The 15,311-nt window shown below is 54.4% G+C and carries 12 protein-coding genes and 4 tRNA genes; 3 read left to right on the forward strand and 13 right to left on the reverse strand.

Going from position 1 to position 15,311, the window contains the following annotated elements; translation table 11 throughout:
* Positions 1-6: 6 nt before the first annotated feature.
* The 13 genes from rpoB to ACT3TF_RS14385 all read right to left on the reverse strand — a co-directional run bounded on the left by rpoB (position 7) and on the right by ACT3TF_RS14385 (position 10,510).
* The gene (gene rpoB, locus ACT3TF_RS14325; RefSeq protein WP_193063240.1) at positions 7-4,083 is read right to left on the reverse strand and encodes a DNA-directed RNA polymerase subunit beta; all 4,077 of its coding nucleotides are present in this window, start codon (positions 4,081-4,083) and stop codon (positions 7-9) included.
* Positions 4,084-4,361: 278 nt separating this feature from the next.
* The gene (rplL, locus tag ACT3TF_RS14330; protein ID WP_096276542.1) at positions 4,362-4,730 is read right to left on the reverse strand and encodes a 50S ribosomal protein L7/L12; all 369 of its coding nucleotides are present in this window, start codon (positions 4,728-4,730) and stop codon (positions 4,362-4,364) included.
* Between the two features lie 112 nt (positions 4,731-4,842).
* Positions 4,843-5,349, reverse strand: a complete 507-nt coding sequence (gene rplJ / locus ACT3TF_RS14335; protein ID WP_096276544.1) for a 50S ribosomal protein L10 — start codon at positions 5,347-5,349, stop codon at positions 4,843-4,845.
* 323 nt (positions 5,350-5,672) lie between these two features.
* On the reverse strand, positions 5,673-6,365 hold the full coding sequence (rplA, locus tag ACT3TF_RS14340; RefSeq protein ID WP_193063242.1) for a 50S ribosomal protein L1: 693 nt from the start codon (positions 6,363-6,365) through the stop codon (positions 5,673-5,675).
* 2 nt (positions 6,366-6,367) lie between these two features.
* The gene (gene rplK, locus ACT3TF_RS14345) at positions 6,368-6,799 is read right to left on the reverse strand and encodes a 50S ribosomal protein L11 (RefSeq protein ID WP_007112017.1); all 432 of its coding nucleotides are present in this window, start codon (positions 6,797-6,799) and stop codon (positions 6,368-6,370) included.
* A 110-nt stretch (positions 6,800-6,909) separates the two neighbouring features.
* Positions 6,910-7,443: a transcription termination/antitermination protein NusG gene (gene nusG / locus ACT3TF_RS14350; protein WP_096276548.1), complete on the reverse strand. Its 534-nt coding sequence runs from the start codon at positions 7,441-7,443 to the stop codon at positions 6,910-6,912.
* An 8-nt stretch (positions 7,444-7,451) separates the two neighbouring features.
* Positions 7,452-7,835 (reverse strand): preprotein translocase subunit SecE, encoded by a 384-nt coding sequence (gene secE / locus ACT3TF_RS14355; protein WP_193063244.1) that lies wholly within the window; start codon positions 7,833-7,835, stop codon positions 7,452-7,454.
* A gap of 71 nt (positions 7,836-7,906) precedes the next feature.
* Positions 7,907-7,982 (reverse strand) — tRNA-Trp (locus tag ACT3TF_RS14360).
* Between the two features lie 162 nt (positions 7,983-8,144).
* Positions 8,145-8,219, reverse strand: a tRNA-Thr gene (locus ACT3TF_RS14365).
* Positions 8,220-8,232: 13 nt separating this feature from the next.
* Positions 8,233-8,306, reverse strand: a tRNA-Gly gene (locus tag ACT3TF_RS14370).
* A 145-nt stretch (positions 8,307-8,451) separates the two neighbouring features.
* A tRNA-Tyr gene (locus ACT3TF_RS14375) sits at positions 8,452-8,535 on the reverse strand.
* 131 nt (positions 8,536-8,666) lie between these two features.
* Positions 8,667-9,506, reverse strand: a complete 840-nt coding sequence (locus ACT3TF_RS14380; protein WP_096276552.1) for a type III pantothenate kinase — start codon at positions 9,504-9,506, stop codon at positions 8,667-8,669.
* A complete protein-coding gene (locus tag ACT3TF_RS14385) occupies positions 9,503-10,510 on the reverse strand; it encodes a biotin--[acetyl-CoA-carboxylase] ligase (protein ID WP_193063246.1) in 1,008 nt (335 codons plus the stop codon). Before ACT3TF_RS14385 ends, ACT3TF_RS14380 begins: the two co-directional genes overlap by 4 nt.
* 234 nt (positions 10,511-10,744) lie before the next feature.
* On the opposite strand from ACT3TF_RS14385, the gene typA reads away from it, so the two are divergent.
* From typA to ACT3TF_RS14400, 3 genes are all read left to right on the forward strand, one after another.
* Positions 10,745-12,595 carry a translational GTPase TypA gene (gene typA, locus ACT3TF_RS14390; protein WP_444625738.1) on the forward strand — a complete coding sequence of 617 codons (1,851 nt, stop codon included), beginning with the start codon at positions 10,745-10,747 and terminating at the stop codon, positions 12,593-12,595.
* 274 nt (positions 12,596-12,869) lie between these two features.
* The gene (locus tag ACT3TF_RS14395) at positions 12,870-14,315 is read left to right on the forward strand and encodes a sodium-dependent transporter (RefSeq protein ID WP_444672398.1); all 1,446 of its coding nucleotides are present in this window, start codon (positions 12,870-12,872) and stop codon (positions 14,313-14,315) included.
* 49 nt (positions 14,316-14,364) lie between these two features.
* Complete coding sequence (locus ACT3TF_RS14400; RefSeq protein WP_444672399.1) at positions 14,365-15,135, forward strand: ABC transporter ATP-binding protein; 771 nt, start codon at positions 14,365-14,367, stop codon at positions 15,133-15,135.
* Positions 15,136-15,311 lie beyond the last annotated feature (176 nt).

Genomic DNA, 15,311 nt, shown 5'->3' on the forward strand with positions numbered 1-15,311 from the left:
CGGCTCCTAGCTCTCTAACTCGATATCGATGCCCAGCGAGCGGATTTCCTTCACGAGTACGTTGAAGGATTCCGGCATGCCTGCCTGCATGGTGTGGTCGCCATCCACGATGTTTTTATACATCTTGGTGCGGCCTTCGACGTCGTCCGACTTGACGGTGAGCATTTCTTGTAGCGTGTATGCCGCGCCGTAAGCTTCCAACGCCCACACTTCCATCTCACCGAAGCGCTGACCACCGAACTGCGCCTTACCACCCAAGGGCTGCTGGGTAACCAGCGAGTAAGAACCGGTAGAACGCGCGTGCATCTTGTCGTCTACCAAGTGGTTAAGCTTCAACATGTACATATAGCCGACGGTAACCGGACGATCAAAGACGTCACCGGTACGGCCATCAAACAGGGCCATCTGACCTGACTCAGGAATGTCCGCCAGTTTCAGCAGATGCTTGATTTCGTGCTCTTTAGCACCGTCAAACACCGGCGTCGCCATGGGCACACCGCCTTTCAGGTTCTTCGCCAGCGCGATGATTTCATCATCGGTCAGAGAATCGAGATCTTCAACGCGAGTACCTGGCGTATTGTAGATCTGACCCAAGAAGTCGCGAATTTCGGCAACTTGTTGACCGCGTGCATCGCGCAGCATGGCTTCAATCTTGACGCCTAAGCCACGTGCCGCCATACCCAAGTGAGTTTCAAGGATCTGACCGACGTTCATACGTGACGGTACACCCAGCGGGTTAAGCACCACGTCGACCGGCTCGCCCTTCTCATCGAACGGCATATCTTCAATCGGCATAATCGCCGAGATAACACCTTTGTTACCGTGACGACCGGCCATCTTATCGCCCGGCTGAATGCGGCGCTTGACGGCCATATAAACTTTGACGATTTTCAGCACACCCGGCGCGAGGTCATCGCCCTGGGTTAACTTGCGCTTCTTATCTTCAAAGCGCTCGTCCATTTCTTTACGACGGTTTTCCAGCTGTTCGTCGGCCTGAGCAAGCAGCTCATTAAACGACTCATCCTGCATACGCAGTTTGAACCACTGCTGACGTGGCAGCTCTTCAAGGTAGGCATCATCAAGCACATCGCCTTTCTTAAGGTTCGGGCCACCGTTAACCGCTTGACCTTCCAGGGTGCGCTGAAGACGCTCAAACGTCGCTTCTTCGGCAATACGGTATGTTTCTTGAAGGTCCTTACGAACCTCATCAAGCTGCATCCGTTCAATGGTCAGCGCGCGCGAATCTTTCTCTACGCCATCACGGGTGAAGACCTGGACATCAATGACCGTCCCTTTCATGCCGGTAGGGGCACGCAGCGAGGTGTCTTTAACGTCAGACGCTTTCTCACCGAAGATGGCACGCAGCAGCTTCTCTTCTGGCGTCAGCTGGGTTTCACCCTTCGGCGTTACTTTACCAACCAGAATGTCGCCAGGGCCTACTTCAGCACCGATGTAAACGACGCCGGCTTCATCCAGTTTGGAGAGCGCGGATTCACCTACATTAGGAATATCGGCAGTGATTTCTTCCGAGCCCAACTTGGTGTCACGAGACACACAGGTCAGTTCCTGAATGTGAATCGTAGTGAAACGGTCTTCTTGAACCACCCGCTCAGAAAGCAGGATGGAGTCTTCGAAGTTGTAACCGTTCCAAGGCATGAACGCGATGCGCATGTTCTGGCCCAGGGCCAGATCACCCATGTCGACAGACGGGCCGTCGGCAAGAATATCGCCGCGCGCTACGCTGTCACCAGGACGCACGATGGGGCGCTGGTTCATACAGGTGTTTTGGTTCGAGCGGGTGTACTTGGTCAGGTTGTAGATATCAACACCGGCTTCACCGCCGATGATTTCATCTTCATTGACACGTACGACCACGCGGCGAGCGTCAACGGAGTCAATCACGCCGCCACGGTTCGCGACCGCACAGACACCGGAGTCACGAGCAACAAAGCGCTCCATACCGGTACCTACGAGCGGTTTATCAGCACGCAGTGTCGGCACTGCCTGACGCTGCATGTTCGAACCCATCAAGGCGCGGTTGGCGTCATCGTGCTCCAGGAACGGAATCAATGCCGCAGCGACCGAAACTACCTGACGAGGCGATACGTCCATCAGGGTAACCTGCTCGGGACGCATAAAGGTGGTTTCACCGCGGTGACGCACCTGCACCAGGTCATCGGTCAGCTTGTTAGACTCATCGACCGCCGCCGACGCCTGAGCGATAACGAAATCGCCCTCTTCGATCGCCGAAAGGTGAACGATGTCGTCAGTCAGCTGGCGATCAACCACTTTCCGGTACGGCGTTTCTAGAAAGCCGTAGCTGTTGGTGTGGCTATATGTTGCCAAGGAGTTAATCAGGCCGATGTTCGGGCCTTCTGGCGTTTCGATTGGGCATAGACGCCCGTAGTGCGTGGCGTGTACGTCACGTACTTCGAAGCCAGCACGCTCACGGGTCAAACCACCGGGGCCGAGTGCAGACACACGACGCTTGTGGGTAACCTCAGAAAGCGGGTTGTTTTGGTCCATAAATTGCGAAAGCTGGCTGGAACCGAAGAACTCTTTCACCGCCGCCGCTACGGGCTTGGCGTTGATCAAGTCTTGGGGCATCAGGCCTTCGCTTTCCGCCATGGAAAGACGCTCTTTAACGGCGCGCTCTACGCGCACTAAGCCAACGCGGAACTGGTTTTCGGCCATTTCGCCTACACAGCGAATACGGCGGTTACCCAGGTGATCGATATCGTCAACGTCACCGAAGCCGTTACGAATACTGATCAGCTCGCGCAGCACGTCGAGGATGTCTTTGCGATCCAATACCCCAGAGCCTGTGTCAGTCTCGCGACGCAGGCGACGGTTGAACTTCATGCGGCCAACGCCCGACAGGTCGTAGCGGTCCTCAGAGAAGAACAGGTTGTTGAACAGCGTCTCTGCAGACTCTTTAGTGGGCGGCTCGCCTGGACGCATCATGCGATAAATTTCGACCAATGCTTCAAGCGCGGAATTCGTAGCATCCAGCTTCAAGGTATCGGAGACGAAAGAACCGCAGTCTAGATCGTTGGTGTACAGGGTCTCAATCAGCGCAATGCCGCCCTGAGCCATACGCTCCAGCACTTCCGGGGTGATCTCGGTATTACACGGACAGATCAGCTCACCGGTTTTAGTGTCGATTTGGTCTTTGGCTAGCGTTTTACCAAAGAGATACTCCATCGGCACATCCAGGCGCTCAAGGCCGGCTTTTTCAAGCTGACGAATGTGCTTCTGGGTAATCCGACGACCTTCTTCAACAATCGTCTCACCGGCGGTATCTTTGATATCAAACGTAGCGGTTTCACCGCGTAGACGCGACGGCACCAGCTCCACAGAGAAACCTGATTTCTCGATGTGGAAGACGCTGGTTTCAAAGAATTCGGCCAGGATCTCTTCGGTGCTCATTCCCAGCGCACGCATCAACACCGAGGCCGGTAATTTACGGCGACGGTCAATACGCACAAAGACGTTGTCTTTGGGATCAAACTCAAAGTCTAACCAGGAGCCACGGTAAGGAATAACGCGGGCTGAGTAGAGCAGTTTGCCGGAAGAGTGGCTCTTGCCTTTGTCGTGATCGAAGAACACACCGGGCGAGCGGTGGAGCTGGGAAACGATAACCCGCTCAGTACCGTTGATAACAAAGGTACCGTTCTCGGTCATCAGGGGGATTTCCCCCATGTAGACTTCCTGCTCTTTTATATCTTTGATTGCTTTGTTCGAAGAGTCGCGATCATAGATGATCAAGCGAACCTTAACGCGCAGCGGAGCGGAGTAAGTGACGCCGCGTAGCTGGCATTCCTTAACATCGAACGCCGGCGTGCCGAAACGGTAGCTGACATACTCAAGCGCCGCATTGCCGGAGAAGCTCTCAATCGGAAACACGGACTTAAACGCCGCGTTCAGGCCGACTTCGTGACGCTCGTCGGGCGAACGATCTTGCTGGAGGAAGTCGTAATAGGAATCAAGCTGGATAGCCAACAAGTAAGGCACATCCATCACTTGGGGCAGTTTGCCGAAATCCTTGCGGATGCGTTTTTTCTCAGTATATGAGTAAGCCATCTGTATTCCCCAGCTTGTTCACCATGGGTGACCGATGCGTGGTCATCGCTGCCCGGCGGGCTTCGTCAGACGCAGACAGCAAGCTCCTAAATCGGTAGCTCGCCGTCGAAAATCTAGTTCGATAACACTGTAGTCGATAACACTATATTCAATTACGTTCTTACATTTCTGCCGCTGCTGCTAGTAAACATCAGTTACAACAGAAAAAGGCCGGCAGCGGGATATCCCGCCGCCAGCCGTGGAAGCTTACGCAGCGCGCAAAGCCGTCCGCACAAAAATTACTTGAGCTCGACGGTGGCGCCCGCTTCTTCCAGCTTAGCTTTAGCAGCTTCAGCGTCGTCTTTAGACAGGCCTTCTTTGATGGTCGCAGGAGCGCCATCAACAGCGCCTTTAGCTTCTTTCAAGCCAAGACCGGTGATCTCACGAACTGCTTTGATCACGTTAACTTTCTTCTCACCAGCAGAGGTCAGAACAACGTCAAACTCAGTCTGTTCTTCAGCAACTTCGCCGCCAGCAGCAGGACCAGCCATAACGGCAGCCGCTGCAGAAACGCCGAATTTCTCTTCCATTGCTTCGATCAGCTCGACAACTTCCATTACGGACATGTCGGCTACTGCATTGATGATATCGTCTTTGGTCAGTGCCATTGTCTCATTCCTAACTTTGCGGGAGTCTCGGTCAGCCGAGAACTCAGGATTCATTGCTTGGTTCAGGCAGCACGCCGATAAAACAGTTCACGCTGCCTGCAAGAAACGCTGCTTATGCAGCTTCTGCTTCTTGCTTCTGATCGCGCAGGGCGGCCAGAGTACGAACCAGCTTGCCAGCGGAGGCTTCTTTCATTACCGACATCAACTTGGCAATTGCTTCGTCGTAAGTCGGTAGGGTTGCTAGACGATCGATGTCAGCAGCCGGAATCAGCTCACCTTCGTAGGCCAACGCTTTCACTTCGAAGTTTTTGTCTACTTTAGCAAACTCTTTGAACAGTCGAGCGGCAGCGCCCGGGTGTTCTGTAGAGAAGGCCAACAACGTAGGACCAACGAAGCTATCGTTTAAGCACTCCCACTGAGTGCCCTCGAGTGCGCGGCGAGCCAACGTGTTACGGACAACACGTAGCTCTACGCCATTCTCACGCGCCTGCTTACGCAGATCGGTCATTTTACCAACCGTTACGCCGCGAGAATCAGCAACTACGACGGAGAGTGCGCCCTTGGCCGCTTCACTGACCTCGGCAACAATCGCTTTCTTGCCTTCAAGTGCTAGTGGCACAGTGATCACTCCTTCGTGCCGGAACCCAAGAAGGTTCCGGTGGTTACCATCTCTTCCCACACCGCCCTGCCATACAGCTAGAAAGCGTGAGAAGCCTTAGGGATGGTGCTCACCAGAAAGCTGCTTAAAGCTTTAACCAACTGGCGGCCACACCATCTGCGCAGGCGCTTATGGGGCAATTAAGCCGCCCTTGTGCGTACAAGCTGTACGTACTAAGTGCGGCACCTGCGGTCTTTGACGATGCCCCGGCCAGTGGTAGCCACCAAACGGGGGACCGCAAAGTTCTTGCTCTGTTCTTTCAAAAAAACCAACGATCGCCCGCTTTACGCAAAAGCAGAGTGATCGATTGTTAGACCCGGGCCCATAGTAGTGGACAGCGTCATTTTTTTGAAGTAAATGCCTTTCGACGCGCTCGGCTTGAGGCGCTTAAGGTCGGCAACCAGTGCTTCTAAGTTACCGTTAATGGCTGCTACGTCAAAATCCACTTTACCCAGGGTAGTGTGGATAATGCCGTTTTTGTCGGTACGGAAACGTACCTGACCAGCTTTAGCATTCTTAACCGCTGTCGCGACGTCAGGCGTCACGGTGCCAACTTTGGGGTTAGGCATCAGGCCGCGCGGACCTAAAATCTGACCCAGCTGACCGACAACGCGCATTGCGTCAGGAGAAGCGATAACGACGTCAAAATCCATCACGCCTTTTTTCACTTGCTCAGCTAAATCTTCCATGCCCACAATGTCGGCGCCCGCTTCTTTAGCGGCTTCGGCATTGGCACCCTGAGTGAAGACCGCGACACGTACATCTTTACCAGTGCCGTTAGGCATAACCGTAGCGCCACGCACTACCTGGTCAGATTTACGTGGGTCAACGCCTAGGTTGATGGCAACATCAACAGACTCTTTGAATTTAACGGTAGACAGCTCAGAGAGCAGCGCTACGGCTTCTTCAATAGAGTAAGCTTTATTAGTGTCTACTTTCTCGCGAATTACCTTCGCACGCTTAGACAGTTTAGCCATGATCAAAGACCCTCCACGTTTAGGCCCATGCTGCGAGCACTGCCAGCAATGGTGCGCACTGCGGCGTCAAGATTAGCAGCCGTCAAATCAGGCTCTTTAGTCTTGGCGATCTCTTCAAGCTGCTCACGCGTAACGGTACCGACTTTCTTCTTGTTCGGCTCACCGGAACCCGACTTGATACCAGCGGCTTTTTTCAGCAGCACGGCAGCAGGCGGTGTTTTGGTGACGAACGTGAAGCTACGGTCTGAGTAGACAGTGATCACAACTGGCGTCGGCAGGCCCGGCTCAATTTCTTGAGTCGCGGCGTTGAACGCTTTACAGAATTCCATGATGTTCACGCCGTGCTGACCCAGTGCTGGACCTACCGGCGGACTTGGATTGGCTTTACCTGCAGCAACCTGCAGCTTGATGTAAGCCTGTACTTTCTTGGCCATCGTTTTTACTCCAATTGGGTAATAACGCCCGAAGGCTCCCCGGTACCAGCGAAACGGCTATTTAGCCGCCTCGCACGAATATCGTGCTTACTCTTTCTCAACCTGCGAACTTACTCTTTTTCAACCTGAGAAAATTCTAACTCAACAGGCGTAGAGCGCCCAAAGATCAGCACGCTGACCTGCAGGCGACTCTTTTCATAATTCACTTCTTCAACGACGCCGTTGAAATCTGCAAACGGACCATCGACTACACGCACTGACTGACCCGGCTCAAACATTGTTTTGGGCCGCGGCTTGTCAGTACCATCTTTAACGCGCAGCAAAATAGCATCCGCTTCGCGAGAGGTAATAGCAGCCGGCTTTTCTTTGGTACCGCCAATGAAACCCATAACGCGGGGTGTTTCATTAACCAGGTGCCATGTTTCGTCGGCCATTTCCATCTCGACCAATACGTAGCCGGGATAGAATTTTCGCTCACTCTTGCGTCGCTTACCGTCACGCATTTCGACGACTTCTTCTGTCGGCACCAGAATCTCGCCAAAGCGATCTTCCATGCCATACATCTTCACACGCTCAATCAGTGAACGCATGACATGCTTTTCAAACCCAGAATAAGCGTGAACGACGTACCAACGTTTGGACATGAAAACTCCTAACCAATGACGCCGGACATTGCCCAGCCAAGAAGAGTGTCAATCAACCACAGCATCAAACCCACCACAACAACAGCCACCAGAACAATTGCGGTGGTCTGAATTGTTTCGGGACGGGTCGGCCATACAACGCGCTGAATCTCTTTCTTGGCGCTAACGGCTAGCTCCACTAAATCACGACCTTTGGCAGTGGTCAGCGCGATCAAACCAGCAATCACACACAACACCACTACGCCAATGACGCGGTAGAGCAGGCCAATATTGGCGAAATAGGTATTACCAACGACAGCAACGACAAGCAGCGCTATAACCGCTGCCCACTTGAGCCCGTCATGGCGCGCCTGTTGCACCTCGGTACCGTGCTTTACAGAACCAGGCTTCATAAAACGAGACTCCTTAGGGTGCAGCTACAGTAAAGGAATTCTGAAAAATAACATGCCAACCTGGGGAAGGTTGGCAGGCCAGGAGGGACTCGAACCCCCAACCTGCGGTTTTGGAGACCGCTGCTCTGCCAATTGAGCCACTGGCCTGTATCATCACATTGCATAAGCGCTTTAAAACGCCTAGACAACAGCGGGCGCCATGGTAGCGGAGAAAACCACTCCTGGCAACCCCCACCCTGCACTCAGGCACCAATCTTCGCCTAACTACAGAAACAAAAAAAGCGAGCTCGGCTCGCTTTTTTCGCAATATGGAGCTCATGGACGGAATTGAACCGTCGACCTCACCCTTACCAAGGGTGTGCTCTACCCCTGAGCTACATGAGCGAAACACATCAACTGGAGCGGGCGGCGGGAATCGAACCCGCACCATCAGCTTGGAAGGCTGAGGTTCTACCTTTGAACTACGCCCGCGAACCTGTCTCGAATGACAACCCGCTGCGCCGCCCTGCCAATCTACAGCTTGGTAAAACTGAACTGTAGACCGTGCCCGCTACCGGCTTTTCATTCTACGCCATCGAAAGCAATCTCATCGAAAACAATCGCTGGCATATAAATCTGGTGGAGAGAGAAGGATTCGAACCTTCGAAGCTTACGCGGCAGATTTACAGTCTGCTCCCTTTGGCCACTCGGGAATCTCTCCAACGTGGCGGCACATTATGCCAACCTCTATCACAGTGTCAAGCCAGATAATCACTTATTTATCAAAGCTCATCGCATAACTTTTAGCGAGATGTTGCATCTGTGACACGCCCTAGAGCGCGCTGCATTTTGTCAAAGCAGCATTGAGAATGCAAGTCCTGCACGAATCTTTTCTAGCGAAACAGGTTCAGGTACTCGCGGCGCGCCGGACATTTTACCCGCTCGCTCAGCGAAGGTCATTGGAAAACAGGCCTCTAGTCCGCCATAAACCATATCGGGCCATACCGCATGAGGCACTTGCACGCCCCGCGACACTACCCGCGCATCGCCACCGGTTAGCAACATCGGCAGTGCAATGCCCTCCTGATCGCACACTTCACTATAGATGCGATTAATAGCACTGACCGCCGCCATATAGATACCGTGATTCACCGCGTCAACCGTCCGCCGGCCAGGCTCTAGCAGCTCGTCGGCCTCGCTTTCTGGATCGATCGCTACGTTGCGGGTGCCAAGTTTTAAACTCTCTTTCATCAGCCGCAGGCCGGGAATGATATAGCCACCGAGATGGCTGCCTCCCGGCAGTACGAAGTCGATAGTAATTGCGCTACCGCAGTCCACCGCGCAGCACCCACCGGCCAACTGATAGCCGGCCAGCGCTCCCATCCAGCGATCGACACCTAAGCGCCCCGGCTCTTCATAGCCGTTAATAACTCCCAGCGCTTCATACGTCGAGTGGGCAACATGCACATGGCGAACGCGGCGGCGCAGTAACGCGACCGTCTCCTCCAACACCGCCGCTCGCGCCACGCTGGAGATACGCACCGCCTCGACGACATCGAGATCGGGAATATCAGCTCCGGGGCGCCACTCTTCACGCGTCCAGACTGCCCCGCGTGAACGTATCTCGCTACTCTCGGCATCCTTCAGCCGCCATTTAGACAGCGTGTTGCCGATATCAAGATCCAGAATCATAAACGCCTACGCACGCTGATCTCACCGCCAGCGAGGCGTCGAGAGTGATCATTTTCAGTAACCCATAGATTACCACTCTCATCCACGTCCCCTGCGACGGCATCACTGGTTTGTTGTCCTTGAATAACGCGAACGGGCAGCCCTGCATAGGCATGACGATCATTCCAGTCATCGCGCCAAGCACTAAAACCCACTCGCTCAAAATTAGCCAGCATGGACAATAAACCCGCCACCACATCGGAGGCCAGCTGGTTACGCGAGATATTGGGCAGGCGCTCGAAAAGCGCCGCTACAGGTTGATCAATCGCGGCACGCTGTGCAGCCGGTAGCCACAGATTCATACCCATGCCGATCACCACTTCACACGGACCGCCAGCATCCCCCGTGACTTCGACAAGAATACCGGCCAGCTTGCCCAGCTCACTATGCGCGCCAGCGTCGCCCGTCGGTGCCTGCTCAGAGAGCAAAATATCGTTCGGCCATTTCAACTTCGGCGCCACGCCGTGCTGCTCAAGCACCTGGGCCACGACCACGCCGACCGCCAGACTCAAACCTTCCAGCACCGCAATACCGGATTCAAACCGCCAGCCCAACGAGAGCATGAGGCTTTGCCCCCAGGGCGTCGACCAAACCCGCCCACGCCGGCCGCGCCCAGCGGTTTGCAGCTCAACCAAACAAACTTCGCCATGCCCGGCACCCTGCTCAAAACGCTGGCGCAGATACTCATTGCTGGAGGGCAACTGATCTTCAACAAACAGCCGCGTAAGGTGATGACGCGCTTGAGCAGGCAGCCGCTCAACGATTTTAGCGCCCTCCAGGGGTTCCAGCCGCTGCGACAGTCGATAGCCGCGGCCTTTCACTGCGATAATTTCAACGCCCAGCACTTCTAATTTTTTTAACTGCTTCCACACCGCAGCACGAGAAATACCCAGCGTCTCACCCAGCTGCTCGCCAGAATGAACCTCGCCATCGCTTAATAAACGCATCAGATTACCGATGGTCATGCTCCTGCCCCAGTGGGAAAAGCGCTATTCTAGCGGATGGAGCCCCAGTCCGAAAACTTTCCTGGGGGCGACGAAGGTCGATAAGTGCGCCAGTAATATCAGCGAAGCCTTCAACATGGTAGAATAATCGTTGGACGCAAGCCCTGAGCCAAGATGGTCGGCATTTGCCAGCCCTTGCGACCCGCATTTTCCGACCCGTGGACAAACGGGTGTTCACAAGAGTTCTCTCCCAGCATGCAAAACCAGCAAAATTCCAGCGCGGTTAATAACCTGCGCAACGTAGCGATCATTGCCCACGTTGACCACGGCAAAACAACTCTGGTCGATAAACTCCTGAGCCAGTCCGGCACCCTTGACCGCAAAGCGGAAGGTCAAGAGCGCGTTATGGACTCAAGCGATCAGGAAAAAGAGCGCGGCATTACTATTTTGGCCAAGAATACGGCCATCCAGTGGCAAGACAGCCACGGTAATGACTACCACATCAACATCGTGGATACGCCTGGGCACGCCGATTTCGGCGGTGAAGTTGAGCGCGTTATGTCGATGGTCGACTCGGTACTACTATTAGTAGACGCCGTCGACGGTCCGATGCCGCAAACTCGCTTTGTAACCCAAAAAGCGTTCGCCCAAGGCCTTCGTCCGATCGTGGTCGTCAATAAAATTGACCGCCCCGGCGCTCGCCCTGACTGGGTTATCGACCAGATTTTCGATCTTTTCGACAACCTGGGCGCATCCGACGAACAGCTCGACTTCCCGATCATCTACTGCTCTGCCCTAAACGGCATTGCGGGCATGGATCCTGACGCGCTGGCTGACAACATGGATCCCATGTTCCAAGCCATCGTCGATATCGTTGAGCCGCCTCAGGTTGAGCTTAACGGCCCCTTCCAGATGCAGATCTCTGCACTGGACTACAACAGCTACGTAGGCGTTATCGGCCTTGGCCGCATCAAGCGCGGCGCGGTGAAGCCGAACCAGCAGATCTCAGTGATCGGCGTTGACGGCAACGTACGCAAGGGCAAAATCGGCCAGGTCATGACGCATATGGGTCTTGAGCGTGTGCAGACCAACGAAGCCACCGCAGGCGACATCGTTTGCATCACCGGCATCGATGATCTATCGATTTCTGACACCCTGTGTGATCCTGCGAATGTCCAAGCACTGCCGCCGCTATCTGTCGACGAGCCGACCGTTTCGATGACCTTCCAGGTCAACGATTCACCGTTCGCAGGTAAAGACGGTAAGTTTGTGACCAGCCGTAATATCAAGGATCGTCTTGAGCAAGAGCTGATTCACAACGTAGCGCTGCGCGTTGAACAGGGCGAAACCCCTGAGAAATTCAAAGTGTCGGGCCGTGGCGAGCTGCACCTTTCGGTGCTGATCGAAACCATGCGTCGTGAAGGCTTTGAGCTGGCCGTTGGCCGCCCAGAAGTTATCATCAAAGAAATCGACGGCGAGAAGCAAGAGCCGTACGAAGAAGTCATCATCGACTGTGAAGAGCAGCATCAAGGCTCTATCATGGAAGAGCTGGGTTACCGCAAAGGCGAGATGACCAACATGCTGCCCGATGGTAAAGGACGGGTTCGCCTCGACTTTATTATTCCTGCACGCGGTCTGATCGGTTTCCGCGGTCAGTTCCTGACCCTGACCTCCGGCACCGGCATTTTGACCAGCCGCTTTGATCACTACGGTCAACTGAAGCCTGATGCCTCTATCGAGCGTCGTAACGGTGTATTGGTCTCGATGGTTGACGGCAAAGCCCTTGCCTATGCGCTGTATGCACTGCAAGAGCGCGGCAAGCTGATTATCGATCACGCCACGGAAGTTTACGAAGGCATGCTGATTGGTATCAACAATCGTGCTAACGACATGGTGGTTAACCCCACTAAAGGTAAGAAGCTCGACAACATGCGTTCTACCGGTAACGACGAGAACATCGTGTTGACGCCGCCGGTGAAATTCTCGCTGGAGCAGGCGATTGAGTTCCTCGATTCCGACGAGCTAGTCGAAGTAACGCCGGTACACATCCGGTTGCGTAAAAAGCTGCTCAAAGAAACCGAGCGTAAGCGTTATAGCAAGAAGTAAGCCTATTAGTCGTATAGGTAAATCATTAAAGCCCGCGCAAGCGGGCTTTTTTGTGCCTGTACGCCGCGCTTTTCAATGTTTCATTAACCGCGAGCCAATTGCCAAGCCATGCTCCTTAACGCAACCTAAACGCTAGTGCTCTGGAAAGACGGCGCATTCTATCGCACAGTAACGTTAACTTCGGCGCGTCCATGGCACGCTGACTTATCTATATTCATACAGGTGTTTGGATACTTATCCCCGTTCTTGCACCCGAACCTGGACACTCTTATCCATGAGCGGTCATAACGTCTGGACGCACAAAGGCACGTTTCTTCTGGCCGCCGTTGGCTCTGCCGTCGGTCTGGGCAATTTATGGCGTTTTCCTTATCTGGTCGGTGAAAACGGCGGCGGCGCTTTTATTCTGATTTACGCGCTGACGATTTTCGCGGTCGGCATTCCTATTTTGATTGCTGAAATCATGCTGGGGCGCACCAGCCGTCAAAGCCCGATTATGGGTATGCGACACCTCACCAAAACACACCGCACTTCCCGTGCGTGGGAATCGATTGGTTGGCTGGGCGCCGCCTCCGCCTTTTTAATTTTAAGCTTCTACTCCGTGATTGCCGGCTGGGCGATTCACTACACCTGGCTGATGCTCACCGGCTCGCTAGTCGGTGCCGATGCGCAAACGATTAGCCAAGGCTTTGATGCGCTACTGGCGGCACCGGGCTTGATGACGCTCTACCACACGCTATTTATTGCCGCCTCGGCGCTTATTGTCGGCATGGGCATTCATAACGGCATCGAAGCCGGGCTACGCATTATGATGCCTGCGCTGTTTGTGATTCTGCTGGTAGTGCTGGCCTACAGCGTGATCAATGGCGATGTGGGCGCCGCTGCGACCTTCTTATTCACCTTCAATCTTGCCGACCTCAGCTTAGAGGGCTGGCTTCAGGCAATGGGGCAATCATTCTTCACGCTGAGCCTAGGGATGGGGGCAATCATGGCCTATGGCGCCTATATGCCCAGCAACGTGTCGCTGACCCGCACGGCCTTTGCCGTGGCCATTGTTGATACCGCCGTAGCGATGGTGGCCGGCTTAGCTATTTTCGCGCTGGTATTTGGCGCAGGCCTGGAAACGGGGCAAGGCCCTGGGCTTATGTTTGTTACCTTACCACTAGCGTTCTCTGACATGCCGATGGGCGCGCTGGTCGGTGGCGTATTCTTTATATTGGTGCTTGGCGCCGCGATCAGCTCATCTATTTCGCTGATTGAACCCGTTGCGGCTTTTCTGGTGGAGCGCTTTGATATGACCCGCCCGCAGGCGGTCGCTATTATGGCCACCGCCGCCTGGGCGATGGGGCTATTAACCGTCGTGAGCTTTAACGTGTGGGCCGAGGGGACGATTTTCCACCTCCTCTTTGGGCGCACCGCGTTTGATTTCATTGAACTACTGACCAATATCTTTATGCCCGTAGGGGGCCTGATGATTGCCTTGTTTGCAGGGTGGACGCTCACCCAAAGCGAGGTGATGAAAGAATTGGGCACCAACGTCACTTGGTTTAGATTCTGGCGGTTCCTGGTGCGCTTTGTCGCGCCCGCGGCGGTAGCCTTTGTGTTTTTACGCACGATTCCTCTGGTGGATGGCTATCTTATCCCCACCCTTGGCGCGCTACTGATCGTCGGCGCATTTGCTGCCAGCCAGCGGTGGCTCAAAAAACCACGACAAACAATTTAATAATAGTGCGCAGGCGGCTTCTTAGCCGCCTGCATCGCGTGGAGACACCATGATCCCTCTTATTGAAGTACAGCGAGTCAACAAAGCATTTGGGGGCCTGCAGGTTATTAACGACTGCTCTATACAAGTAGAAAAAGGCTCTATTACCGGCATGATCGGTCCCAATGGCGCGGGCAAATCGACGCTGTTTAATCTGATTGCCGGCTCACTGCCCCCCGACAGCGGTCGCGTGTTGCTTGATGGTGAAGATATAACGGCGCTCAGCGCCGACCAGCGGTTTCATAAAGGGTTGCTGCGCACCTTTCAGATTGCCCACGAATTTAGCCAGATGAGCGCGCTGGAAAACCTGATGATGGTGCCGCCCAAACAAGCCGGTGAGGATTTATTTAGCGCGTGGTTACGGCCTGCCACGGTGCGCCGGGAAGAAGCCGAGGTGCGCCGCCGCGCGCTGGAAGTCATCGACTTCGTGGGTCTGCACCACGTGCGTAACGAGCTGGCGGGCAATCTGTCGGGCGGGCAGAAAAAGCTGCTTGAGCTAGGCCGTACCATGATGAGCGATGCCAAAGTCGTGCTCTTAGATGAGATCGCCGCCGGGGTAAACCGCACGCTGCTGGGCGATTTAATGGGCAATATCGAGCGCTTGAATCGCGAGATGGGCTACACCTTCTTAGTCATTGAGCACGACATGGAAATGATTGCCCGTTTGTGTGATCCGGTCATTGTGCTGGCCCAAGGCAGCGTCATGGTGGAAGGCCACATTAGCGATATTCAGAATAACCCAGAGGTCATCGAAGCTTACTTTGGCAGCGATGCCGCCTAAGCGTGACCGACTCTAGCCACACCCAATGATTACAATGATGTCGCTTCCTGTAAGTGACCTAGCAGAGACTCCTTACCCTATGCCTGCAAACATCGGCCCCTCAACAGCCGGGGCTTCAACCATTGAAACGGCACACCGGCCATTAATCGACGCGCGCGATGTGCACGGTGGCTACG

The organism is Halomonas sp. AOP25-F1-15 (assembly GCF_052378675.1).
GTDB classification, from domain to species: domain Bacteria; phylum Pseudomonadota; class Gammaproteobacteria; order Pseudomonadales; family Halomonadaceae; genus Vreelandella; species Vreelandella casei.